The organism is Bradyrhizobium sp. 155 (assembly GCF_023101105.1).
In the GTDB taxonomy this organism is placed as follows: domain Bacteria; phylum Pseudomonadota; class Alphaproteobacteria; order Rhizobiales; family Xanthobacteraceae; genus Bradyrhizobium; species Bradyrhizobium canariense_D.
In genome coordinates this window covers 345,658-370,812 of the sequence record NZ_CP064705.1, presented here as the reverse complement: position 1 = coordinate 370,812, position 25,155 = coordinate 345,658, and the positions used below count along the sequence as shown (strand labels likewise).

The 25,155-nt window shown below is 60.4% G+C and carries 22 protein-coding genes; 19 read left to right on the top strand and 3 right to left on the bottom strand.

The window, feature by feature from the left end:
• The first annotated feature begins 1,114 nt into the window (after positions 1–1,114).
• The 10 genes from IVA93_RS39175 (at position 1,115) to IVA93_RS39130 (ending at position 11,582) form a co-directional block, all read left to right on the top strand.
• Positions 1,115–1,408: a DUF485 domain-containing protein gene (locus tag IVA93_RS39175; protein ID WP_247299963.1), complete on the top strand. Its 294-nt coding sequence runs from the start codon at positions 1,115–1,117 to the stop codon at positions 1,406–1,408.
• Positions 1,409–1,417: 9 nt separating this feature from the next.
• Entirely contained in the window at positions 1,418–2,971 is a 1,554-nt protein-coding gene (locus IVA93_RS39170; RefSeq protein WP_247478041.1) for a solute symporter family protein, read from the top strand.
• Between the two features lie 136 nt (positions 2,972–3,107).
• Positions 3,108–4,433, top strand: a complete 1,326-nt coding sequence (locus IVA93_RS39165; protein ID WP_524536891.1) for an ABC transporter substrate-binding protein — start codon at positions 3,108–3,110, stop codon at positions 4,431–4,433.
• Positions 4,433–5,281 (top strand): ABC transporter permease, encoded by an 849-nt coding sequence (locus IVA93_RS39160; protein WP_247789983.1) that lies wholly within the window; start codon positions 4,433–4,435, stop codon positions 5,279–5,281. The genes IVA93_RS39165 and IVA93_RS39160 overlap by 1 nt, the downstream gene beginning before the upstream one ends.
• A gap of 4 nt (positions 5,282–5,285) precedes the next feature.
• Complete coding sequence (locus tag IVA93_RS39155) at positions 5,286–6,086, top strand: ABC transporter ATP-binding protein (protein WP_247369539.1); 801 nt, start codon at positions 5,286–5,288, stop codon at positions 6,084–6,086.
• A 187-nt stretch (positions 6,087–6,273) separates the two neighbouring features.
• Positions 6,274–7,167 (top strand): LysR family transcriptional regulator, encoded by an 894-nt coding sequence (locus IVA93_RS39150; RefSeq protein ID WP_247789982.1) that lies wholly within the window; start codon positions 6,274–6,276, stop codon positions 7,165–7,167.
• Positions 7,168–7,255: 88 nt separating this feature from the next.
• Positions 7,256–8,239: a molybdopterin-dependent oxidoreductase gene (locus IVA93_RS39145; RefSeq protein ID WP_018458428.1), complete on the top strand. Its 984-nt coding sequence runs from the start codon at positions 7,256–7,258 to the stop codon at positions 8,237–8,239.
• 92 nt (positions 8,240–8,331) lie between these two features.
• The gene (locus IVA93_RS39140; RefSeq protein WP_018458429.1) at positions 8,332–9,408 is read left to right on the top strand and encodes a carbon-nitrogen hydrolase family protein; all 1,077 of its coding nucleotides are present in this window, start codon (positions 8,332–8,334) and stop codon (positions 9,406–9,408) included.
• Between the two features lie 548 nt (positions 9,409–9,956).
• A complete protein-coding gene (locus IVA93_RS39135; RefSeq protein ID WP_247789981.1) occupies positions 9,957–10,568 on the top strand; it encodes a glutathione S-transferase family protein in 612 nt (203 codons plus the stop codon).
• Between the two features lie 27 nt (positions 10,569–10,595).
• On the top strand, positions 10,596–11,582 hold the full coding sequence (locus IVA93_RS39130; protein WP_247377013.1) for a pyridoxamine 5'-phosphate oxidase family protein: 987 nt from the start codon (positions 10,596–10,598) through the stop codon (positions 11,580–11,582).
• Between the two features lie 208 nt (positions 11,583–11,790).
• Here IVA93_RS39130 and IVA93_RS39125 read toward each other — a convergent pair whose 3' ends face one another.
• Positions 11,791–13,290, bottom strand: a complete 1,500-nt coding sequence (locus tag IVA93_RS39125) for a CoA-acylating methylmalonate-semialdehyde dehydrogenase (RefSeq protein ID WP_247285545.1) — start codon at positions 13,288–13,290, stop codon at positions 11,791–11,793.
• Positions 13,291–13,396: 106 nt separating this feature from the next.
• Between IVA93_RS39125 and IVA93_RS39120 the strand changes: the two genes are divergently transcribed.
• A complete protein-coding gene (locus IVA93_RS39120) occupies positions 13,397–14,284 on the top strand; it encodes a LysR family transcriptional regulator (protein ID WP_247285546.1) in 888 nt (295 codons plus the stop codon).
• Here IVA93_RS39120 and IVA93_RS39115 read toward each other — a convergent pair.
• Complete coding sequence (locus tag IVA93_RS39115; RefSeq protein WP_247285547.1) at positions 14,250–15,197, bottom strand: LysR family transcriptional regulator; 948 nt, start codon at positions 15,195–15,197, stop codon at positions 14,250–14,252. The genes IVA93_RS39120 and IVA93_RS39115 overlap by 35 nt on opposite strands.
• Before the next feature lie 114 nt (positions 15,198–15,311).
• Between IVA93_RS39115 and IVA93_RS39110 the strand changes: the two genes are divergently transcribed.
• The 8 genes from IVA93_RS39110 (at position 15,312) to IVA93_RS39075 (ending at position 24,056) form a co-directional block, all read left to right on the top strand.
• Positions 15,312–16,301 carry an NAD(P)H-dependent flavin oxidoreductase gene (locus IVA93_RS39110; RefSeq protein ID WP_247299990.1) on the top strand — a complete coding sequence of 330 codons (990 nt, stop codon included), beginning with the start codon at positions 15,312–15,314 and terminating at the stop codon, positions 16,299–16,301.
• Positions 16,302–16,401: 100 nt separating this feature from the next.
• Positions 16,402–17,760: an MFS transporter gene (locus IVA93_RS39105; protein WP_524536879.1), complete on the top strand. Its 1,359-nt coding sequence runs from the start codon at positions 16,402–16,404 to the stop codon at positions 17,758–17,760.
• A gap of 391 nt (positions 17,761–18,151) precedes the next feature.
• Complete coding sequence (locus IVA93_RS39100) at positions 18,152–19,318, top strand: branched-chain amino acid ABC transporter substrate-binding protein (protein ID WP_247371531.1); 1,167 nt, start codon at positions 18,152–18,154, stop codon at positions 19,316–19,318.
• A 38-nt stretch (positions 19,319–19,356) separates the two neighbouring features.
• Positions 19,357–20,277 (top strand): branched-chain amino acid ABC transporter permease, encoded by a 921-nt coding sequence (locus IVA93_RS39095; protein ID WP_247789979.1) that lies wholly within the window; start codon positions 19,357–19,359, stop codon positions 20,275–20,277.
• Between the two features lies 1 nt (position 20,278).
• Positions 20,279–21,478, top strand: coding sequence for a branched-chain amino acid ABC transporter permease (locus IVA93_RS39090; protein WP_247337836.1), 1,200 nt, complete (start codon positions 20,279–20,281; stop codon positions 21,476–21,478).
• On the top strand, positions 21,475–22,254 hold the full coding sequence (locus IVA93_RS39085) for an ABC transporter ATP-binding protein (RefSeq protein ID WP_247369525.1): 780 nt from the start codon (positions 21,475–21,477) through the stop codon (positions 22,252–22,254). The genes IVA93_RS39090 and IVA93_RS39085 overlap by 4 nt, the downstream gene beginning before the upstream one ends.
• Positions 22,251–22,988, top strand: coding sequence for an ABC transporter ATP-binding protein (locus tag IVA93_RS39080; RefSeq protein WP_247767983.1), 738 nt, complete (start codon positions 22,251–22,253; stop codon positions 22,986–22,988). The genes IVA93_RS39085 and IVA93_RS39080 overlap by 4 nt, the downstream gene beginning before the upstream one ends.
• 15 nt (positions 22,989–23,003) lie before the next feature.
• Positions 23,004–24,056, top strand: coding sequence for a phenylacetaldoxime dehydratase family protein (locus tag IVA93_RS39075; protein WP_247789978.1), 1,053 nt, complete (start codon positions 23,004–23,006; stop codon positions 24,054–24,056).
• Between the two features lie 15 nt (positions 24,057–24,071).
• On the opposite strand, the gene IVA93_RS39070 is transcribed toward IVA93_RS39075, so the two are convergent.
• On the bottom strand, positions 24,072–24,935 hold the full coding sequence (locus IVA93_RS39070; RefSeq protein ID WP_247369523.1) for a LysR family transcriptional regulator: 864 nt from the start codon (positions 24,933–24,935) through the stop codon (positions 24,072–24,074).
• Positions 24,936–25,155: the final 220 nt, after the last annotated feature.

The window sequence follows — 25,155 nt, the reverse complement described above, 5'->3', positions numbered from 1 at the left end:
AAATAATCTCTCAACGGAATATTCATGAAAATGGTTCACTTTGGACTGAGAACCCGACCCACGATTCCAGTAGCGGACCAGGTCGGTCCGGGATGGAACCCGTCATGGCGCCGGTGATCCGCCGACGTTCCGGTTTTCAAATTCGCCATCATTTTCATGACGCTCAGATAGGGCTGATTTTACGCTGAAGACGACGAATTCTCTTGGCATTCAGACGCGCTGCGATGCCCCGGCACGACCGTGGTCCAGCCAACCGCACGGCACGACCTGCGGGCGCTGCCGCTCTTGAAGACCGACCCGGGCGTCCAGAAGCCGGCAGAGGCCACATCCTTGTCAATCGCGGCTCCGACCCTGACCGCAAGAGAGAGGCCGTCGCTGGTGACATCGGGATGAGCAAGCGTGTTCGTCATGCTGGTGGGGTCCGCTTAGCTCGGCTCGCTGGCAGGCCCGGTCTTGACTGGCCAGCGTTTCGATCTCGCTCGATAGTCCCTCGATACGCCCATCCATCGATGCGAGTCTTCCGCTAAACCCTCGATGATGCGCAACATGCAAGGCGAAAAACATTGGCGCTAATTGCCAAGATACCGGGCAACTCGAACAGGGAATGTAGGCTTTGTCGCACACCATGCCTCGCTCCAGGAGGAACGCACGGGTCTGTTTGATGGACGGGTGCGCTGACCGACAAATCCACCGCGGACGAGGTGCAGGGCCTGGAAAGTCGAGTAGATCGGCAGTGTGACGCGCTGCGCGAGAACCCCGATAGAACTCCTCTTGTACTTCCGGTACCGATGGAGGTCGCGCCCGCTATTCTGCGAGGTTTCCGGTTTGACTGCATGTCCGCAGCTCGGACTCACGCCACCCATCGTGGTGCCGCCCTCACGCGTGTCCAAGCCCGCGCCGCCAACGTAATCCTTGCATGCAAGGATCAATGCCGTCGCAGGCGCGCCGTCATTGCCGGCATGGTTGTTATCGCCGCGACCGTCGAGACGACACAGCATCGCCTTCGACGAGGCCGCAAATCTGCACAGTACATTGCAAAGTTTCGTGGTTCCCGACGCTTGCGGCTCGGCGGAAGCTGGCCGGTAGTGGATATCAAGACCTTCTGGGAGGGTGGATGGACGCGCAGACTTCCGTCAATTCCGGCGTCGCGCCTCGTTCTGTCACGCTTGCGAGCAGGCGCCTTCGGATCGCGCTGCTGCTTTGTGCGACGATGATCACGATCTATTTCGGCTTCATGGCATTGTTCGCATTCGACAAGCCGCTTTTGGGCACTGTGCTTGCGCCCGGGCTCTCGCTTTGCATCGTGCTCGGCCCTCTCGTCATCGTTTCATCGTTCCTGCTCTGCCTCATCTATGTGCTGTGGGCGAACCGGGTATTCGATGCCAGCCTTCGTGACCTCGAACGATAGGACCTCGCGATGGCGAACAACTCGCTCTCGATCGGCTTCTTCTTCGCATTTATGGTCCTGACGCTCCTGATTACTTACTGGGCGGCGCGGCGCACCCGTACCACGGAGCACTTCTTTGCCGCGGGCGGCGAGATCACCGCATGGCAGAATGGCTGGGCGCTCGCCGGCGACTTCCTCAGCGCGGCCGCGCTGCTCGGCATCGCCGGCATTGTCACCTCGAATGGCTTCGATGGCATGGTCTACTCGATTGGATGGCTGGTCGGCTGGCCGATCATCCTCTTTCTGATTGTCGAGCCACTGCGCAATGTCGGGAAATTCACGTTCGCGGACGTGGTCGCCTATCGGCTCAGCCAAAAGCCGGTGCGGCTCGCCGCGGCGGTCGGTACGCTGGCGGTGATCCTGTTCTACCTGATCGCCCAGATGGTCGCGACCGGATCGTTGATCAAGTTGCTGTTCGGCCTGCCCTACACTTGGTCGGTGGCTTTGGTCGGTGCTGCCATGCTCATCTATGTGCTGTTCGGCGGCATGCTCGCCACCACCTGGGTGCAGGTGGTGAAGGCGGCGCTGCTGCTCGCCGGCGGAGTGATCCTGGCAGTCCTGGTCCTGATGCATTTCGACATGAACCCGCTCAAGCTGTTCGCCGCAGCGGCGGAGAAGTACGGCACAAGAGTGCTGCAGCCAGGTTCGAAGGTGGTTTCGGGGCAATGGGACGCGATCTCACTCGGCCTCGGGCTGATGTTCGGCACCGCGGCGATGCCGCACGTCCTGATGCGGGTATACACGGTTCGGGACTCCAAGGCCGCGCGACTATCGATACTTTATGCCACCGGGCTGATCGGCTTCTTCCACCTGATGGTGTTCATCATCGGCTTTGGTGCCATGGTGCTGGTCGGCCCGGAGGCGGTGATGAAAGCCGGCGGTGGCGGCAACATGGCTGCACCTCTGCTCGCCCTCACAGTCGGCGGCGACGCCTTCTTCGGTTTCATCTGCGCAGTTGCGTTTGCCACCATGCTGGCGGTGGTGGCAGGCCTGACGCTTTCCGGTGTGGCTACGTTGTGCCATGATGTCTGGACCAACGTCGTTCGCCACGGTACGGCATCGGAGGCTGAGCAGCTCAAAGTGGCGCGGATCGCCACCGTTGCCATCTCGGTGCTGGCAATCGTGCTCGGCATCACCTTCGAAGGCCAGAACGTGGCCTTCATGGCCGGGCTCGCCTTCTCCATCGCCTGTGCCGCCAATTTTCCATCACTGGTCCTCGCCATCATCTGGCGTCGCTTCACGACGCCAGCGGCCGTCGCTAGCATCATGATCGGCACGCTAAGCTCGCTGGTGCTCATTGCGCTGTCACCGACCATCCAGGTCGACGTGCTCGGTAAGCCGCTGGCCCAGGTGAGCGGCGCCTGGTGGTTCGTCTCGCTGCGTAACCCGGCCATCATCAGCATGCCGCTGTCGTTTGCCGTGGCGATCGCGGTGTCGTTGTTAACGCGGGAAACGAACGCGGATGGCCGCTTCGACGAGATGCAGCATCGCATCCTGTTCGGGCGCTCAAGGACGATGCCGTAATCGGCGGAGTGAACCAGAGCTGGGAATTCCGAATGGCATGCGCGGAACTGCAGATGCTCCTGCACAATTTCGCCGTTGGCCCTTCGCGCGTCAATGTTACGATTTTGAGCCGAACATTTTGACCAGGGGGACAGAAATGCGCGACGCCTCACATCACCATCGTTTCATCGGCAGCCTGTGCAGTTGCGGAGCGCATGCTCCCGCGCAGCCGACTGTCGAAGAGGCCGTGTCCGAAAGCGTCCAGCAGGCACTTCTGCATGGCCTTTTCCCGCAGCCGGTTTTGCGGCGGGAACTGCTTCGCACCGTTGGCGCTGGGGTGATCATCGGCGCTCTCTCCAGCATCCTGCCAATCGACACCTTGAAGGCAATTGCCCAGGAGCGAAGGCCTCTCGAGAAAACCAAGCTGGCTGTTGGCTTCCTCCCGATCACCTGCGCCGTTCCGCTGATCTACGGCGAAAGGCTCGGCAGCTACCGCAAGGAAGGTCTGGATGTCAGTCTGCAGAAGATCGCCGGTATCGCGCTGATCCGCGACAAGATGCTCAACGGCGAGCTGGACGTCTCGCAGCAGGTGATGCCGGTCCCCCTGACGATGACAGCCGGCCTCGGCGGTAACGTCCAGTCGATCAAGGTGCTGACCATCTTGAACCAGAACGGCAACTCCCTCGTTTTGGCCAACAAGCACAAGGACAATCGGGATCCCAAGAACTGGAAGGGCTTCACATTCGCGGTCCCGTTCGAGCAAAGTCACCAGACCCTGCAGCTGCGCAACTATTTGGCTACCGCCGGGCTCGATCCGGACCAAGATGTCAAATACCGCATCGTACCTCCGACCGAATACGTGGCGAGCCTTCGCGTCGGAAGCATCGATGGTTTTTTCGGCGGAGAGCCGGGCGGTCAGCGCGCGGTCTACGAAGGCGCTGGCTTCATTCATCTGATCTCGAAGGATATCTGGGATGGACATCCTTGTTGCTCTGTCACCGCCGCGGAAAGCTGGATCCAGCAAAATCCCAACACATTCATGGCGTTCTACCGCGCCATCATCGCGTCCAGTCTTCATGTCTCGAAGCCGGAGAACCGGGTCGGCATGGCGAAGGTGCTGTCAGAGCCGCAATATCTCAATGCTCCCGAAATTGTCCTCGAGCAGGTTTTGAGCGGCACGTATGCCGACGGCCTTGGCACCATCCGGAAAGATCCGCGGCGGGTTGATTATCAGCCGTTTCCGCAATATTCGGCAGCAGTTTGGCTGATGACCCAGCTCCGGCGCTGGAACATGCTAAAGGAGGATGTCGACTACAAGGTGCTCGCCGAAAAGGTGATGCTGGCGACCGATGCCGCTCGGATCATGCGCGAGCAGGGCGTGACGCCGCCAGCGGTCGGCTTCGGCACCGAAAGGATTCTCGGGAACGAATTCGATTCCAATAAGCCGCAGGACTACCTGGCTTCGGTCCGGAAGGGGGGCTGATGGAGGTGTCACGCCGGCTGCAGCAGCCCTGGGTATCCTCGGTCGCGATCTTCATCGCATTTGTAAGCGTCTGGGGCTGGTTCACCGCCGGTTCGTCGGGAGGTGTTAGCGTCGCCGATGCCGAATATGTCCGCCTTGCCGGCCAGAGCGCGCCGGGTCAGCAGGCCGGTGCGATCCCCTCACCGTGGATCGTCGCGCTCCGCGGCTGGGATCTGATCACACACGCCTTCGATCACGACAATCCCAACAATCTGGGCATCGCATGGCATCTGGCCTATTCCATGGGCCGCGTAGCACTGGGCTTCACGCTGGCCTTACTCGTCGCGGTGCCCCTAGGCTTCCTGCTCGGTCTATGGCCTGCTTGCCATCGCGCGTTGGATCCTTTCATTCAGATCCTGCGGCCGGTATCGCCACTCGCGTGGATGCCGCTGGCGCTCTATACGTTCCGCGACAGCACCGTCTCGACGATCTTCATCATCTTCATCTGTGCGGTCTGGCCGATGTTGATCAGCACGGCAACCGGGACAGCTTCCGTGCGGGCTGAATGGCTGAACGTCTCGCGCGTATTCGGTCTTCCACGATTAGAGCATGTCACGCGCGTCGTCTTTCCCGCCAGTGTGCCTATGATCCTGTCGGGAATGAGGATCTCGATCGGTATCGCCTGGTTCGTCATCGTGGCTGCCGAGATGGTCGGCGCACAGAGCGGCATCGGGTACTTCATCTGGAACGAATGGAATAATCTCCAGATCGCGAGCATGATCGTCGCCATCGTCCTGGTCGGCGGTATTGGATTGGCGCTAGATATTTTGCTCAAGCGAATAGGCGAAAGCCTCAGCTTCCGGGAATAGGACGATGGCGGATCTCGAGATCAACGATGTGTCAATGTCGTTTGTTGACCGTTCTGGCAAGGGGCTTCTTGCACTGGATAGAATCTCGCTCGCTATCGAAGACAGCGAGTTTGTCTGCTTGATCGGCCATTCAGGCTGCGGCAAGAGCACGTTGCTAAACATTGTTGCTGGCCTTCTGGCGCCTACAAAGGGTGCAATACGCTGCGCCGGGACGACGATTTCTGGCCCGGGGCCGGAGCGCGCAATGGTCTTCCAGAGCCATGCTCTATTGCCCTGGATGACTTGCTACGAAAATGTTCGCCTTGCGGTCAAACAGGCCTTCAAGGGTGCCGCGGCATCCGAATTGAAGGATCGCTCGGAGCAGGCGCTGAAGCTTGTTCACCTGGAGCACGCCATCAACAAATACCCTTTCGAGGTGTCAGGTGGAATGAAGCAGCGGGTGGGCATCGCTCGCGCTTTTGCGGTCGAGCCTAAGGTGCTGCTGTTGGACGAGCCGTTCGGCGCGCTCGATGCGCTGACCAAGTCGAGCCTTCAGGACGAACTGGTTCGCATCGTGGAAAAGACCCCGACCACGGTTGTAATGGTCACGCACGACATAGACGAAGCGATCTTCCTGAGCGATCGAATTGTCGCGCTCTCGAACGGACCGGCTGCGCGAATCGGGCGGATTTGGGAGATCGATACCTTGCGACCGCGGGACCGGCTCAAACTGGCGACCCACGCCGGGAGTCTGCAGTATAGAAAGGAAATTCTCGAGTATCTGTATCAACGAGAATGCGTGCCTCAGGGAATGGTAGAGCTATAACGGCCGAGATCGTTGCGGCTGGAGCGCGAGAGCGGGCTGCGCCCCGCGGCTTCAGGCACCGAAGGCACGGAAATCGCCTTCAGGCATCTTGAAAGCCGCCGTAGAAGGCTGTTTGATCGGGCGGGGGGCGGTCACCCACCGTCGGATTTTCGTCGTTGGCCTCTTCCGGATTGGCACGCAGGAGCGAATGTTCGACTGGAACGACCTGAAATTCTTCCTTGAACTCGCCCGGCAGGGGCGGTTGATGCCGGCCGCGCGGCGCCTCAAAGTCGACCACACGACGGTCAGCCGGCGCATTTCAGAGCTTGAGCGAGATCTTGGTATCAAGATTTTCGACCGCAAGCCGAACGGGTTCGTGCTGACGGAGGACGGGCACAAGCTCTACCAAGAGGCCGAGAAAATTGAGGGCGCGGCCCTGGTGATATCGGAAGATTTCCGCGCCACGCCCGCCGAGCCCACTGGTCGCGTCCGGCTGACGAGCATGGAGGGTATTGCCGCCTTCTACCTTGCCGAGAAGTTGGTCCAATTCAATGAGAAGCACCCGGGCGTTGTCGTGGAGCTTGTGACCGAAAGGCACCTGATCAATCTGACCAAACGCGAGGCGGATGTGTGCATCAGCTTCGTTCCCCTCGTGGGCCCCAAACTTTCGGTCAAAAAAGCTGGCGAGTTCAAGCTTGGGCTGTTCGCGTCGTCCAGGTACATCGTGGAACGGGGGACGCCGGGCACCATGGAAGAATTGAAGCGTCACGATTTCATTGATTATGTCGACGATCTCGTGGCTATCCAGCCGGTGCAGTGGCTGCACGACGTCCTGGTGCCGGAGAGCGTCGTGTTTCGATCGACCAGCATGGCAGCCCAGCAGAATGCGATCGCTGTCGGGCGTGGCATCGGCCTTCTGCCCTTCTTCTCGGCAAAAAAGGATCCTCGCCTTGTATGGCTCATGAAAGATGTGGTGGTCACGCGGTCGCTCTACCTTTCCGTCCATGAGGATATCGAATATATGGGTAGGGTGCGTACGCTGCTGCGGTTCCTTCATGAGATCTTCAAGGCGGACAGAGCGTATCTGAACGACTTCGAGTGATCGAATCCGCGCAAGTGTATCTGCGGAGTTTCTTACGGTCGACGTCCTCCCGTGATGTACTAGAATGCCGGCGCGAGGGAGCGCTGCGATGGCTGACGACTTTACGTACAAGGTACGCGGCTTCTTCGGCCGAATTCCCTCTGAACCGCATCTGCTGACCGACCGCATCACGCCAGTCGAAGGCTGCATCGTGTTGTGCCATCTCGGTGTTCTCGATGTCACTCATGGGGATGATTGGACGCTGGAAATCGCCGGCCTGGTCGAGACGCCCGCGAGCTTCTCCGTCGGTCAGCTCAAGTCGCTTCCAAAGACCGAGGTGGTCTCGGTGCATCAATGTGCAGGCAGCCCGCTGGCGCCCGACAAGCCCACGCAGCGGGTCTGCAACGTGCGCTGGGCGGGCGTTCGTCTGGATCATGTGCTAGCATCAGCGGGCGTGGCGAGGAGCGCAAATTTCGTCTGGTCACAGGGGGCGGACTCCGGCGACTTCGGAGGCATCGCGTGCGGACATTACATCAAGGATCTGCCGCTCTCCCGGATATCCGACGACGTCTTGCTCGCCTACGAGATGAACGGAGCGCCGCTGCTTCCTGAGCACGGGTATCCGTTGCGGTTGGTGGTCCCGGGCTTCTACGGCACGAACAGCGTCAAATGGCTCCGCAAGCTCGAATTGCGCTCGGAGCGGGCTCCGGGCGTCTTCACCACCACATGGTACAACGACCTCGCGCCGGACGGCTCGACCCAGCCGGTGTGGGCGATCGCCCCCCAATCGGTCATCGTGGCGCCAAAGCCGAATCGTCAGCTCAGGCGTGACGAGGTTTTGCAGGTCTGGGGATGGGCCTGGGGTGACGACGGAATTGCGGCGGTCGAACTGAGCGCCGATGAAGGGCGGAGCTGGCAGGGATGCCGCTTGGAGAAGGTGTCAGGACGATCCTGGACCAAGTTCACCTGTGATTGGATAGTAAAAGAGGGATGCTGCGGTCTCCTGTCTCGGGCGATCTCGCGATCGGGCGAGAATCAGCCGGCCGGCGGCCGACGCAACGCGATCTATCGCGTGCCGGTCCTGGTCGTCTGAAGACGCGCAACCGCTCGTGCAGATTTTCCGCATTCGCCACCCGCCGGCGAAAGACTAACCTGTGGTGCCAGAAACCGAGAGGATCGTCTCAAATGCCGTCGAATTTGCCGCGCTTCAAAGCTGCCGCGTGCCACACATCTTCAGTTTTCCTCGACGCGGCCAAAAGTGCAGACAAGGCCTGCGACCTCGTTGCCGAGGCGGCACGCAACGGTGCCTCGCTGGTTGCTTTCCCGGAATCGTTCATTCCCGGCTTTCCCGTGTGGGCGGCGCTGCAGGCGCCGATCATGTCTCATGATTTCTTCAGAGCGTTGTCGGCCCAGGCATTGCGGCTCGACAGCGCGGAATTGACAAAGGTCAGGATGGCGGCCAAGCGCCACAACGTCGTGGTCTCTATCGGTTTTACGGAAGGGACGGTTGCCAGCCTTGGCTGTATCTGGAACTCCAATCTTTTGATCGGTCAAGATGGATCGATCCTGAATCATCATCGCAAGCTCGTTCCGACCTTTTACGAGAAGCTGATCTGGGCTGCCGGAGATGCGCGTGGGTTGCGCGTCGCGCAGACCTCCATCGGCCGCATTGGCATGCTGATTTGTGGTGAGAATACGAATCCACTTGCCCGCTATTCATTGATGGCGCAGGGCGAGCAAGTTCATATTTCGACCTACCCGCCGATCTGGCCGACGCGTCCCTCCAAGGAGAAGGGGGGCTATGACCTACGCAGGGCCATCGAGATCCGGGCTGGAGCTCATTCGTTTGAAGCCAAATGCTTCAACATCGTTTCGTCCGCCTGCATGGACGTAGGTATGAAGGACGCGCTCGGACAGGCTAACCCCGCCATGCTAGATCTGATCGAGGGCACACCGCATGCTGTATCGATGATCCTCGATCCAACAGGGCAGATTATCAGCGACGTCCTCTCAGACAGCGAAGGCATCGCATATGCCGATATTGACGTCGCGCAATGCGTCGAACCGAAGCAATTTCACGATGTCGTAGGCTACTATAATCGTTTCGATGTGTTTTCGCTGACGATTGACCGTTCGCAGCGCGAGCCGGCCGTTTTTATCGACATGGAGACAGGCGAGGGGGACGAACGGCCGGTCCAGTCCTCGCAGCAGGAGACGGTCAGACCCAGAGTGGCCGAGCTTGAGCGGGCAGTTGCGGACTGAGTGATCCATCAAGGGGGGCCGAGATGAAGCGCGTTCTCAGCGAGCTGTTGGAGCAGTGACCGACAGAACTCGTGCGTTCCGCCGTCGGCTCCCTTTGAAGGTCGGCGCGCGAAGGATGGGATCATTTCGGGCGGTTACAACGTTCATCCGAAGGAGTTCGAACTCGAGATCGACCGCATTCCAGATGTGCTCGAAAGCGCCGTCGTCGGACTGCCACATCGATTTCGGCGAGCGAGTTGTCGCGGCCGCCGTCCCGACGGCAGGAGTAGCTGCAGGGGAAAGGGATGGCGTGGCGGTGCTGAAGGACGGCTGGTTCCATACAACCTGCCGAAGAACGATTTCTGCGTGAGCGAGCTGCCCGGAATACGATCGGAGAGGTTCAGAAGAACGTGTTGCGCGAGTTCAGAGGGAAAAAAGGCGGCCAGTCATTCTGCTCGTCTGGATCGTTGCGAAAACCGCAATGGTAAATTGAAGGAACATTCGATTATCGCCCGAATGGGAAATGATAAGTACCGAGACATCGTTTGAATAGCGAAAGCGAATTGGGAATGTCAGCTACGATCAAGCTCTATGGCGGCAAATTGTCCGGACACAGCCACCGGGTCGAGCTCTTGCTCGGCCTTCTCTCGCTTCCCTACGAGTTGATCCCGACGCCCCCTGCCGAGCGAAAGACGCCGGCCTATCTCGCGATGAACCCGTTCGGGCAGATACCTGTCATCGATGATGACGGCACCGTCGTTGCCGATTCCAATGCAATCCTGATCTATCTGGCCAAGCGCTACGACACTACCGAGACGTGGCTTCCGGAAGATCCCGTCAGTGCGGCTGCCGTGCAACGTTGGCTGTCCGTGGCAGCCGGACAGCTCGCATATGGACCAGCGACAGCTCGGCTGGGCAAGGTGTTCAACTTGCCCGTCGATGGCCGGCAAGCGGCCGAGATCGCCAGCAGTCTGTTCAGCGTGATGGATGGTCATCTTGCGAAGCACGAGTTTCTCGCGGCAACCCATCCCACCGTGGCTGATCTCGCTTGCTACAGCTACACACGGGCCGCTCCGGAGGGAGGCATTGAACTGTCCTCCTACCCGAACATTGTCGCCTGGCTGGGGCGGTTTGAAGCACTTCCGAATTTTCAGCGGATGCCAAGCGCGCCTGCGAGCTGATCGGCAAATCTTCTTCGAGGTGCGGTCATGACCAGCCTTTCCGAACGGAGCTCGTCTCCTTTTCACCAGGGCGAGATCGACGTGCAGCGACGCGTCGGCGTGGCCGACAGAATGAGCGAGCGCGGGAAAACCTCCATCCGCACATGGATGCCCGATCAGCACCGTGAATTCTTCGCAGGACTCGAATACCTCCTTGTCGGCTCGTCGGACCGAGCGGGCTGGCCGATCCCTTCGGTCCTGTTTGGCCCGCGCGGATTCGTCTCTTCACCGGATCCAGGACGGCTGCGCATCGAAGCGTTACCGAAAACCTTCGACCTGCTCGGAACGAATCTTTCCGTGGGCGCCAGCTTGGGAGTGCTGGGCATAGACCTGACCAATCGTCGGCGAAACCGCATGAACGGAACGCTGATCACCCTCGACCAGACAAGTTTCGAGGTGGCGGTCGTGCAGAGCTTTGGCAATTGCCCTCAATACATCCACACGCGCCATATCAGCGCGGCACCATCCGCTGCGCCGGAGCAACTCGGTCCCGGCGAGGTCGAGGCGTTCGCCGTCTTGGACGATGCGGCACGAGAGCTGATCCGCCAGTCGGCGACCTTCTTCGTCGCCTCATGTGCGGCTTCAGATGACGGATCATCGTTCGATTGCGATATTTCTCACCGCGGCGGTAAGCCAGGCTTCATTCACGTGGCGGATAACCAGATCACCGTTCCGGACTTTGCGGGTAATTCCTTTTTCAACACGCTTGGGAATTTTATGTCCAATCCCAGGGCGGGACTGCTTTTTGTCGACTTTGTCGTCGGCGATGTCCTAATTCTGCACGGGACGATCGAGTTGCTCTGGAATGATCCGCCGATTCAGGGCTTCAAGGGCGCCGAGCGCGCCTGGCGGCTTCATGTCACGGCCGGCCGGAGAGTGCGCGCTGCGGCGATCCCTCTCATCGGAGAGGTGGTCGAATATTCTCCGAGGGCGCTCACCACGGGAGCTTGGCCGAGAGGTGAGCGTTCCCAGTGACCCAATGGAGCTGATGAGAGCGAGCATGACAGCCTGAGCGGCCGATGGAGATCGACAGGGCCAATCTGATCGCGGCCCGAGATTCTAGGGCGATATTCACGGATTGATCGGCCGAATTCACCTCTCTGGGGCGATTGCCTTTGGGGGCCGGGCCAACTGGCGGGTTGGGAGGGCCGTGGAGCTGCCACGGCCTTCCATTCGGAGAAGATCAGGACATCGTCGGCATCACGAACTCGGCGCCGGCCCGGATGCCGGTCGGCCAACGGGTCGTGATCGTTTTCAGCTTGGTATAAAAGCGAACGCCCTCGGGGCCATGCATGTGATGGTCGCCGAACAGAGAGGCTTTCCATCCGCCGAACGAATGGAATGCCATCGGCACCGGGATCGGTACGTTGATGCCCACCATGCCGACCTGGATCTGATGCGCAAACTCACGCGCCGCATCGCCATCCCTGGTAAAGATTGCGGTGCCGTTGCCGAACTCGTGTTGGTTGATCATGTCGGCCGCCTCGTCATAAGACTTGGCCCGGGCCACCACGAGCACCGGTCCGAAGATCTCTTCGCGATAGATCTTCATGTCCGTGGTCGCGCGATCAAACAGGCTGCCGCCGATGAAGTAGCCCTTCTCGTAGCCCTGGCGATGGAAATCGCGCCCGTCCACAATCAGCTTCGCGCCTTCGTCAACGCCGGCGTCAATATAGCCTCGGACTTTGTCGAGGTGCTGCTTCGTCACCAGCGGGCCCATCTCGGCCTCGGGGTCGGTACCGGGACCAATGTTAAGCGCGCGGACCTTGGGCGCCAGCTTTTCGATCAGACGATCGGCGGTGGTGTCGCCGATCGGAACGGCTACCGAGATCGCCATGCAGCGCTCGCCGGCGGAGCCATAAGCCGCGCCCATGAGAGCGTCGACGGCCTGGTCCATGTCGGCGTCAGGCATCACGATCATGTGGTTCTTGGCGCCGCCCAGCGCCTGGCAGCGCTTGCCGTGGCTGGTCGCCGTCTCATAGATGTATCGCGCAATCGGCGTCGAGCCGACGAAGCTGACCGCCACGATATCGGGATCCGTTAGGATGGCATCCACCGCTTCCTTGTCGCCATGCACGACATTGAACACGCCGTCGGGCAGCCCGGCCTCCTTCAGCCACTGCGCAAGCACGAGCGAGGCCGAGGGATCGCGCTCCGACGGCTTGAGGATAAACGTATTGCCGCAGGCCAGCGCAACCGGGAACATCCACATCGGGACCATTGCCGGGAAATTGAATGGCGTGATGCCAGCGACCACCCCGAGCGGTTGACGCAGCGAGTGGCTGTCGACACGGGTCCCGACATTCTCGGTGATCTCTCCCTTGAGCAGTTGCGGCGCGCCGGTCGCGAACTCCACCACCTCCATGCCGCGTTGGATCTCGCCCTTCGCGTCCGAAAGCACCTTGCCGTGTTCGGCGGTGATCACTTGGGCAAGTTCATCGATTCGATCCTCCATGATCCGCAGGAAACGGTTGAGAATACGAGCACGGCGCAGTGGCGGTGTGTTCGCCCAGCCCGGGAACGCCTTGCGGGCGGCTGCAGCGGCCGACCGCACGTCTTGCGTCGTGGCAAGTCCGAGCGTTGCCGATTGCTCGCCGGTCGCGGGATTGTAAACCGGCGCGGTGCGAGGGCCCCGGCTCGGCACCAGCTCGCCATTGATGAAGTTCAGAATAGTCACGGGCATTGGCTGCTCTCACTAACATGATGCTTGATCGAGCCAGATATGCAGCGCATAAAAATGCGGCATCAACGGCCGAATTCGCGGCTCCGTTGTGCAGAAAGTGTAGTCAATGGATTGGGAGCGCGTTCGGATATTCCTAGAAGTGGCGCGTGCCGGCCAGATTCTGAAGGCCTCGAAAAGCCTACGGCTGAACCATGCAACGGTCGCCCGGCAACTGACCGCGCTGGAGAGTAGCTTGAATGCCAAACTGCTCGAACGACACACTACAGGGTGCGCGCTGACGGCGGCGGGCGAGGCGCTCGTCGCGGCTGCCGAGCGCGCAGAGAGCGAATTCCTCAAAGTGGGATCGAGCATTGGAGGCGCCGCCGAGGCCCTCACCGGAACCGTGCGCGTAGGGGCACCGGACGGGCTTGGCAACTACTTCCTGGCCGATCGGCTGGGCGCGCTGGCCGCGAAGCACCCTGGCCTTGTCATTCAACTCGTGCCGCTTCCGCGCACATTCTCCCTGTCAAGGCGCGAGGCCGACGTTGCGATCACGCTGGACCGGCCCAAGCAGGGTAAGCTGATCCTGTCCAAACTCACCGACTATACGCTCAGTGTCTATGCTGCTGATGCTTATCTCGCGCGCGAGGGTCCCATCAGGACGCAGGCCGATCTTGCCGGCCGCCTGTTCGTCACCCAGGTCGAGGATTTCGTCTACAGCAGGGCATTGGACTATGCCTCAGTGCTCGGCCGGCTCATGTCGCGACGCTATGAATGCGGTAGCGTCGTTGCGCAGATGGAGGCCGTTCGTGGTGGACACGGCGTCGGAATCCTTCATGATTACGTGGCCCAGCGCTATCCCGAATTGCAGCGTCTGCTTCCCGACATTCGTTTCGTGCGGAATTACTGGTTGACGTCGCATCCCGATACGCACGAAACGCGGCGGGTTGCAGAAGTGCATCGCTTTATCGTGGCATCAGTCAAGGCGGCGAGGCCGTCTTTCGAGGCTGCTTGAGCGCCACTGCCGGTTGCTCGGGCGGAGCTGTTTGGTTCGTTCCCGATCCGGCGCATTCCATGAACGCCCGCAGAGCGGAGGACACGAATGCGTCCTTGCGGTGAACGAAAACCGTGGTGGCCCTGCCGGTCCCGTTCGGCAGCGAATGCAGGTGGATCAAGCCCTGTCGTTCGGCAGAATCAGCGACGACGCGCGGCACCAATGACAGCCCGACCGAAGCCGCCACACAACCGATGATTCCGTCGAGCGTTCCCATTTCCATCCAGCGCAGGTCGACGAAACCACGATGCGCAAGATATTCGGACAGACGCTGTCGATAGGAGCAACCGGCACGAAACACGATCACCTTCCGGCCGCTTCCCGAAGCCAGGAATTTGCCGAGGTGTTGGGGGGACGTCACCATCGGCGGCGTGATCAGCACCAGCTCCTCCTCCACGATCGGTGTGCAGGTCAGTTCACCGTGCGTGACCGGTGCAGAGACAAAAGCTCCGTCAAGCTTCCGAGACAATACGCAGTCGACCAGCGCTGCGGTCGGGCCTGTCTCGATTTGGACGTCAACATCGGGATAAGCGATGCCGTAATGGGTGAGCAACGGTGGTAGGCGCAACGCCGCCGTCGTCTCCATTGATCCAATGCGCAGCTCGCCGCCCGGCCACGCCTCGTCCTTCACTGCGCAATGCGCCTCGGCCAACAGATCGCTGATGCGCTTGGCGTAAGGAAGCAGCCTGTTGCCCATGGAGGTGAGCGTAACGCCTTTCTTGGACCGATCAAAAAGTCGGACACCGAGCTGGTTCTCCAGCGCTCGAATTCGCTGGGTCACGTTCGATTGCACGGTGTGGAGATTGTGGGCGGCACGGCCGATTCCGCCGGCCGTGGCGACCGCGGAAAAGAAATTCAGATCCGTGCTGTCCATGTGGTCATCTCCCGGAATGATGACTCTGATCAATAATAATCACTTTTATGTTGTCAACAGCCAATCTAGCTTCCCAGTATCCGAGACGGGCATAAGCCTAGGAGAGGAAGAGACATGGCTATCAAGACGAGACTGACCGAATTTTTTGGGCTCGAGCACCCGATCGTGCTGGCGCCGATGGATCCGGCCTCCGGCGGCGAGCTGGCCTCCGCGGTTTCCGCGGCAGGTGCTCTGGGCCTTCTGGGCGGCGGCTATGCCAACCGCGCCTGGTTCGAAGAACAGTCCGCAAAGGTGAGCCGCCCGGACGTCGGCTGTGGATTCATCACCTGGGCGCTGGCGAACGATCCGGGTCTGCTCGATCTCGCTCTGGAGCGGCACAAGAAAGCGATCATGCTGTCGTTCTCGGATCCTGCGCCATATGCCCCGAAAGTGAAGCAGGCCGGCATCCCCCTGATCTGTCAGGTGCATACGCTCGAGCATGCCCAGCGGGCGATCGACGTCGGCGCGGACGTTATCATCGCACAGGGTACGGAGGCCGGCGGCCACGGACTCACGGCGCGCTCGACGATGCCGTTCGTTCCTGCAGTCGCCGATATGATCGCGCAACGAGCGCCGCGCGTTCTCCTTCTTGCCGCCGGAGGCATTGCTGACGGGCGCGGTCTCGCCGCCGCGCTAATGCTAGGTGCCGACGGTGCTTTGATCGGATCGCGGTTTTGGGCCACGCAAGAGTCGGTCATTCATCGCAACGCCAAGGAAAAGGTGCTGGCAGCCACCGGCGATGAAACGATCCGGACACGTGTCTACGACGTTGTCCGCAAAAAGGCTTGGCCCTCGGAGTACACTGGACGCCTGATGAAGAACGGCTTCATCGAAAGGTGGCATGGCCGGGAAGACGAGCTGCGCACACTGCAAGAAGCCGAGCTGCAGCGCGTCGAGAAGGCGTGGGTCTCCGGCGACTACGATACGGCCAATGTCACGGTCGGAGAAGCAATCGGTCTCATCAACGACATTCCAACCGCCGGTGAGCTGGTGAAGCGAATTTCGGCAGAAGCAAGCGCATGTCTTGCGCGCTATGCGCCGACCCGAAATTCTATCGCGGCCTAACGGGTCCGCAACTTTCTACGTATTGCCGGGTGGAGAAGGGGCGTGCGCTGCGGCGCGCGCGCCCGGGAAAACACGTGCCCAACAAGGCCCATGGAGAGATATGATGAGCGAACCTAAAGCGGACGCCCCGAACCTGAGCATCTGGACGGTGGTGCTTGCCTCAAGTGCAGGCACGGTTATCGAATGGTATGACTTCTATCTCTATGGAAGCCTTGCCGTGTTCTTTTCGACCCTTTTTTACCCCGCCAATGATCCCACCGCCGCCGTCTTGATCAGTGTTGCGACCTTTGCGACCGGATTCGTCATCCGGCCGTTCGGTGCCATCCTGGTCGGCAGTCTTGGCGACCGATTGGGACGCAAGCACACGTTTCTGCTGACACTTATCTTAATGGGGATTTCGACCACCGCGGTCGGCCTTTTGCCGACATATGAAACTATCGGCTTTGCTGCACCTGTCGCGTTGGTCTTGCTCCGTTTGGTACAGGGCTTGGCCATCGGCGGCGAGTACGGTGGCGCTGCCATCTATGTGGCTGAGCATGCACCGGTAAACCGTCGAGGCTTCTTCACCAGTTTTATCCAGACCACAGCCACCTTGGGCTTCTTCGTTGCAATTCTGGTCGTGCTGGCGTGTCGGCTATCGCTCGGGGAGGAAGGTTTCCGTGCTTGGGGCTGGCGTATCCCGTTCTTGCTGTCTGCACTTCTCGTCGTGTTTTCGATCTATCTTCGTCTGAAGCTGAGCGAGTCGCCGGTTTTCGAGCAGATGCGCCAGGCCGGCAAGGTCTCGCGCGCGCCGGTTCGCGAAAGTTTTGGCACGAGACAAGGGTTGGGTTATGCGCTCTATGCTCTCTTCGGCGCGACGGCGGGTCTGGGATGCGTGTGGTACACCGGACAATTCTATGCGCTGTATTTCCTGCAGAGCGTTCTCAAGGTGGACTTCCTGACGGCAAATGTCTGCGTCGCCGTTGCTCTAGCCCTTGGCACGCCCCTGATCGTCGTGAGCGGGGCCCTGTCAGACCGCATCGGACGCCGCCCGCTGATTGTCGCCGGCCTGCTGCTCGCCGCCGCGCTCTACGTCCCCATCTACATGGGGATTGCAAGCGCCACGGCTGCGCACAATTACGTGGTCGTCACCGCGCTAATCCTGGCGCAACTCATCTTCGTAGCGCTGGTCTACGGGCCGAATGCCGCATTTCTCGTCGAGCTCTTTCCGGCGCGGCTGCGATATACTTCGCTGTCGCTTCCCTATCACATCGGCACCGGGATATTCGGCGGCTTCGTTCCGCTGATCAGCCTCTCGCTCGTCAGCTACACCGGCAACATCTACGCCGGCCTGATCTATCCCATCGCGATCGCACTGATGACCGCGGCGGTTAATGTCCTCTGCCTGCCTAAGACTGTCGCAGTCGACCTTTCCAGTGAATTCGACAACACACCGGCAGCCAGCCGCCAGATCGCATGAGCCGCCAATTGCCATCAAGGTGTTCGTGCAAGACCCTTTGCACGAACGCCCCGCGGGAATTTGCCGTGGCGATGGTATGAAGGATTTATTCGACGTCTGCGATGAGCCCCTGGCTGTCGTGATTACGAAGACTACCTCCCTCGACTTGTCGCAGATGTCCTGCGACCCAGTCACCCCGTTGCCGATTGCAACGGGGTGTTTTTTTTGCGTCCGCATCCGCCTCGTCGAAGGCAATCCGTTGCCAAAAGCAGCAGCAATCTGTCTCGATTGTAGGCGATCATCGCCGGTCCACCTGCTCGTGCTCCGTTGCGCACGCCCATTTGCGAAGATTCGCACTGTCTCGCTCGTGCGCGATGGATACAGTTTTTCCGAGCAGGGGAGGGCATTGCCAATGAAGCTGATAAACAAATTGTTGCTGCTGACATGCGGCGCGCTGGTCGCGGTGGCGACCGGAACAGTTCCGGTCTTGGCCAAGGAGACCGTAAAGCTTGCGTTTATTGGACCATTGTCGGGCGGGAATTCAGCTCCCGGTATCGGGGGCCGCAATTCCACGCAGTTGGCCGTGCAATTGAGAAACGCCGACCCATCGGCAAAGTACATTTTCGAGCTCGTCACCTTGGACGACGAATGCAAGCCGAATATCGGCATCCAGGTCGCAACCAAGGCCGCATCGGATCGTAGCATCATCGCCGGTGTGACCCACTATTGCTCTGCCGTAGGCATCGCGACGGTTGATACCTATGCCCGGTTCGGATTGCCGGTCGTGGTGTGGGGCGCCATCCTGCCCGAGATCACCTATGGCAACGACTACCACGAAATTCATCGCGTCAACGGGACGATGATCAATGAAGGCAAGCTCGCAGCGGAGTTCCTCACCAAGCAGGGTTTCCTGAAATACGTTGTCGTTCACGACACCACCGACTACGGCAAGGGACAGAACAAATATTTCAGCGAATATCTCAAATTGGCCGGCGGCGAGATCGTCGCGATTTTTCCGGTCAGCCCGGATCAGCAGGACTTCACGGCTGAGCTCACCAAGATCAAGGAGCTGAAGCCAGATCTGATCATGGTGGGCGGCCTGACGCCGCTCGGCGTCCGATTGCGGGCTCAAATGGATCGGGTCGGTGTCACCGCTCAGCTTGCGGGCGTCTCTGGCATCATGAACGCAGGCTTCCTGGAAGGCGCAGGTGCCGCGGCGGAAGGAACGATTTCCTTCCACAACGGTGCTCCCATCACCAAATATGAGCAGGGTCAAGCGTTTCTCGACGCATACGCCAAGGCGGGCTTTCGCGAAGACCCGGACGCCTATGGCCCCTTCGCCTACTCCGCCGCCACTCTGATCATGGATGCGATCGAGAAGGTTGGCCCCGACCGCGCCAAGGTCAAGGACCTGCTCAATACGACCAAGGCATACAAGTCGCTGGTCGGCGAGATCAATTTCGACGACCACAGGCAGAACATTCTGAGGGCCAACGTCTATGTCGCCCAGGATGGTAAATGGGTCTATTGGCCGGATAGCGAATATGCCGCCAGCAAACGAAAACTCCGCCTCAATTGACCAGACGTCATGCGACGCCCTAGCGTGCGGAGACATTGATGGACATCGGGATCGTAGCGCTGCAGCTGTTCAACGGCCTCATGCTGGGGGTGATCTACTCAATGATCGCCGTTGGATTTTCGCTGTTCTTTGGGGTGCTCGACGTCATCAAGTTCTCGCATGGTGACGTCGTGACGCTCGGAAGTTTTTCAGCCTTGGGAGCCGCCGGCGTTTCGGGAGCTCTCTTTGCGCTGCCCCCTGCGCTGGCCTTGCTCACCGGTTTGGCGGCTGCGGTCGGCGCCGGGGCGCTCGCGGGCATCGTGATCGGGAGGATTCTTGTGATCCCCTTGCGCGGCGCCCCCAGCATCAATGTGCTGCTCGCGACCTTAATGGCCGGCACCGTGCTACGCGAGGCCATCCGGCTTGGCGTGCCCAACGGCGGCAACCCGAAGCCGTTTCCGGCTCTGTTGCCGAGTGGCATGATCAATGCCGGTTCCTTCAGTGTGGGTATCGATAGTGTGATCATCGTATGTGCCGGACTGCTGTTGGTGGTGGGAACGCATCTGTTCGTGACCCGCACCCGGTTCGGGCTCTCGATCCGCGCCGTGGCCCAGGATGACGAGGTTGCACGCCTTGCAGGCATCGACCAGCAGCGCGTGGTGCTGGGGACCTTCGCATTGGGATCGGGGCTCGCCGCCTTTGCCGGCTGCATGCTCGGGCTGTATTACCGCGAGATCAGCTTCAACATGGGCGTTCTGCTCGGCATTATCGGATTCGCCTCGGCTGTGGTGGGCGGTCTTGGAAGCCTGATCGGGCCGATCATCGGGGGATTTCTATTCGCCGGCGTGCAGACGCTGGTTGTGGTGGCGATGCCGATCTCGAGCGCTTATCGCGATGTGGTGGCCTTTGCCGTCATCATCATCCTGATTGCGTTGTTCCCGACAGGAATCATTGCAGAACAGCGCAGCGAACGGGTGTGACATGAGCAGCCTTTCAAGCCCGGCTCCCTCGCTCTCCGTCCCACGGATTCGTCGTCATCCGCGCGCCCTCGTCGCAGCCGTGGTGGCGCTCCTGTTTTCCGGCGGCGGCGTGATGATGCACGCCGAATCCCAGCCCGTCGTTCTCGCCTTGCTCGCAGCCTTCGTTCTGGCGTTTGGAGTGTCCGATCGAACGCAGATCGGCCGGGAGATTGCCGCCACCTGCGGCGACTACCGAGGCGTTGCCAATGGCATGGCATTGCTGTGTGCGTTGATCCTGATTGTCCTGTTTCACGCCGATCACTACGCGCTTCTCATGTTGTCAACGGTAGCAATCTTCTCGACTGCCTGCATCGCTCTCAACTTGCAGCTCGCATTCGCCGGCATCGCCAACTTCGCAGGCGCGGCCTTCTTCGTCGTGGGATCATATACGGCCGCCCTAGTGACTGCATACACCACCGTTCCGCGCACATTTGCGCCGTTGATCGGCGCGATTGTGACGGGTGCAATGGGCCTCGTGCTGTTGCTGCCGGTGCTGCGAACGCGCGGGCACTATGCCGCGCTCGTGACGATCGCCTTCGGCGTGCTGCTGCGGACCTGGCTCGAAGTCAACGACGTCCTCGGCGGGCCCCAGGGGCTGAAGATCGGAAGCTTCTCGATCATGGGGCTCGATTTCGCCCGGCTCAAACAGATTGGTCCATGGAGCGTGTCGTTCTATCTGCCCTATGCAACGCTCTCGGTCTGCATGTTCGGCCTCGTGTTCATCCTCGTCCGTCGTCTGGAAAACTCGTGGGTCGGCATCGCCCTGGACGTTGTCCGCAGCGATGAGACCGCCGCGGCGGTGTTCGGCCTGTCAATCCGGCTGTGGAAGGTCGTCGGCTTTGTCCTCGGCAACGCCATCATCGGCATGGCTGGAGCGCTCTACGGGATGATGAACGGGTTCGTGACACCCAACGGCGCGGGCCTCGGGGACTCCCTGCTGATGCTCTCAATCGTGGTGCTGGGCGGAATCGGCAATTTGTGGGGCTCCGTCGTAGCCGCCCTGATCATCCTGGAAGTGCCGGAAAAGCTGCAGTCGATCCAGGAATTCCGCCTGTTGCTGTTCGCCTTGCTCGTGCTCGTCATCTTGCTGTTCCGCCCGGGCGGCATCCTGCCTCGTCCGGTGAGGGACCTGTCCCGCTTCATCGACGGAGCGCCAAAATGAGTAGCACTCTGCTGCATTGTGCCGGTCTCACCAAGACATTCGGCGGGCTGGTCGCGCTCGACCGTTTCGACGTCGAGATCGGCCGCGGCGAGACGATCGGGCTGGTCGGGCCCAACGGATCGGGGAAGACGACATTCTTCAACGTCATCACGGGACTTTACGACCCGAACGCGGGAACGATCCGGCTCGATGGCCGCGACCTCTTTGGCTGTGCGCCCCAGATGATCGGTCGTGCCGGTGTCGCGCGAACCTTTCAGCGATCGAGGCTGATGCTCGATCAGAGCGTGTTCGACAATATTGCGGTCGGAGCCCTCTGCCATTGCGATCTCGGTCTCCTTACAAATATGTTTCGGCGCGCGCGGTGGGGCAGAGAGCTGCGGGAGACGGTCAATCGCGCAAGGGAGATTGCGTCCCGCTTCAACGCCGCGATTGCCGACCGGCTGTTCCAGCCTGTGAGCTCTTTCGCGATGATCGATCGTCGGCGGATCGAGATCTGCCGGGCGCTGATCGGCAGGCCGCGCCTGCTGTTGCTGGATGAGCCCTCCGCCGGTATGACCCCGGATGAGACGCGCGAACTCATGGACGATCTCCTCGCATTCAGGTCCGAGATGCCGGACCTCGCCGTGGTCCTGGTGGAGCACGAAATGGACGTCATCCGGCGTGTCTCCAATCGCTGCATCGTGCTCAATTTCGGCCGAAAAGTCTTCGAAGGCAGTTTTGACGGGTTGATAGCCGACCCCGAAGTGCAGGCAGCTTATCTCGGGATAGGGCAATGATCAGCGTGCGACGAACCGCGGCGCGGACGTTGTCGGCCAATGCGATCAACGCCGGCTACGATCGCGCTGACGTTCTGAAGAACGTGACCATCGAGGTCAGGCCCGGTACGGTAACGGCCATCCTGGGGGCCAACGGCGCCGGCAAAAGCACGTTGATCCGGGCCATCCTCGGGTTGACCCGGATCCGGAAAGGCGAGGTTCGCTTTGGGCACGTAGCGACTACAAACATGCCTACCCACAAGATCGCGGCCCTCGGGATCGCGACGGTCCCGGAAGGCAATCGCGTGATGCCGCGCATGAGCGTCCTTGATAACCTCAAGTTGGGCGGATTGATCATGCGTGACGACAGGCGCGTTGCGGCCCGGATGGAGGAGATGTTCGAGGTGTTCCCGCGTCTGAAGGAGCGGCGAAGCCAGCTCGCGGGAACACTGTCCGGCGGTGAGCGGTCGATGCTCTCCATCGCGCGAGGGCTGATGGCCGATCCGGAACTCGTGATCTTCGACGAGCCCTCGCTCGGACTGTCGCCGTTATTTGTCTCGGAGGTTTTCGGAATAGTCCGACAACTGAAGACAGCCGGGCTTTCGGTTCTGCTGATCGAGCAGAACGTGCGTCAAACGCTCGACGTGGCCGATTACGGCTACGTGCTGGCACAAGGACTCGTTGTCGCCAAAGGAAGCGCTGAACTCTTGAAAGAGAATTCCGAGCTTCACAAGGCATATTTTGGAATCCACTAGGGAACGGAGCTCGCTATGAATTTTCAGGTGTTGGAGCGGATCAATCCGCTGCGTAAGCCGAAAGGTTTCGAGCCGGTGGTCCAGCGTTGGTCCGTCGGTTTCCCACGCAAATGCGACGCCTTGTGTGTTGCATTTCACGGCATCCAGGGACCGAACGCGGAAGCCGTCTACAAGTCCGGCTTCATACGGTGGATGTCCGAAGCCGTCAGCCTGCCGAACGGCCCGCACGTGCACGATCATGCGTGGTTCGTCGATCACAACGGCCTCTATACGCATGTGGTTGCGAGCTATTGGGTTGACCGGACCCGTCGTGATGATTGGCTCGAAGATAGTCGCGTGGCAAATTGGTGGAACGATTCGGCGAGGTGTTCGGAGGCAACGGGCTACTTCCGTGAGAGCTTGACCGTTCCGATTGAACGCCTTGAGACGCTGTATTGGAACGATTATCCAGCCGGAATGAGTCGCTCTAACGAAGTGGCGCTCTACCCGACACCGTATTGCGGCTACTACGGCGCGATGCGCGACCGGATCCCACTCGCGGCGGTCGATCCCTTGCCGTCGGCGCTGCCTGAGCTCCCATCCGCGACGCCGCGCGAGACCAGGTCCAATCGGTGGCGGATCGCTACGCCCCGGAACCTCACGGTGATTCGGTCGGCGGCCTTTTGGGGGCGCTGCGATGCCGACCAAACCGAAGATTACATGCGCGACCTGCGAGCTCCCCTCGAACGCGGAATGGACTTCTTGCGCGAAAGTCCTGAGGCAACGGGTTGCTGCTCGCTGCGGTTTCAGCAAACATGCGATGTCGGCGGGGCACCCGAGCTCGAGACTCATGCGCTCGGATATTTTCTCTCGCTCGGCCACATGGAGAACTGGGCTGAGCATCATCCGTCGCACGGGGCGATCTTCCGCGCCGCAATGGCCCGTTACCACAAGTTCGGCGCGAAGAACCAGCTCAGAACCTGGCATGAAGTCTTCGTGCTGCCGGAGAACAACCAGCTTTTCGAGTATGTCAACTGCGCACCAGGCACGGGCCTATTGAACTACTTCGAAGGCGAGCGGCGGTCCTAGGCTGGACGGCTCGAGTTACGGCCAGAATTCGATCAGATCGAACAGGGCTGTCATCGCGCTCGATACATAGACATCCTTTCGCCAGACGAACACCGTCTCAACGGCCGTCCGGGAAGGCGGCAACGCATGCGCAGCGACCCTGCCGTCCCGGGCGGCAGCTGCAATGACACCTCTCGGCATCAAGGTGACACCAAGGCCGACGGAGACGCAACTGATGATGGCGTCGAGAGAACCAAGCTCTTGCGGCTCGGACAGAGTGATCCCCATTTCCATCAGCATCGTCTCCAGACGGGTGCGATAAGAGCAGCCGGTCTGAAAGACGATCATCTTCAAGGGCCCGATGGCAGCCAGGTCCTTTGTCCGGACCGAAGGGGTCGTTACCAGCACGAGCTCCTCGTGGAAGAAAGGCCGTTGATGCAGGTCCGGGTGATCGACCGGGCCCGCGACAAACGCGCCGTCGAGACGATACTCGAGGACGTCATTCAACAAGCGTGTAGTGTTTCCGGTCGTGATCGTGAGCTGGACGTGGGGACAGGCGCTGGCAAACCTTGGCAGAAGCGGAGACAATCGCAACGCGGTGGTCGTCTCGAGGCTTCCGATCAGCAGAGTGCCCCTCGGCACACCATCATCCCGTGCCGCAGCTCGGGCATCCGCGGCAAGTTTTGAAAGCCTCGCGACATAGGGGAGGACCCTGCGGGCTGCCGGGGTTGGCGTTACGCCCCGTGCGTGACGCTCGAAGAGTGAAATGCCAAGCTTGCCCTCAAGCACTCGGATACGAGTTGTGACTTTGGATTGAGCAGTACACAGCTGCGTTGCCGCACGGCTGATACTTCCAAGACGCAGAACCGTCTCGAACACTTTGAGATCGGAGAGATCCATTCCAGTCCACTCTTGAAGCCAGCAGCAGCAACATTTTGAATGTCGTCACAATCATCCTAACGACCAATGTGGGCCGCGTGAAAGACGCATTGGGGAACCATGCGGCGCGCGTCGTCATCTAGAGACGAGATGACCGTCATCTCAACTGGTAATGGTTCGCCGCGAACCGCAGTGATCGCAACGAGGCTTGCATAAACTCACATCCCAGCGCCCTTGTTCG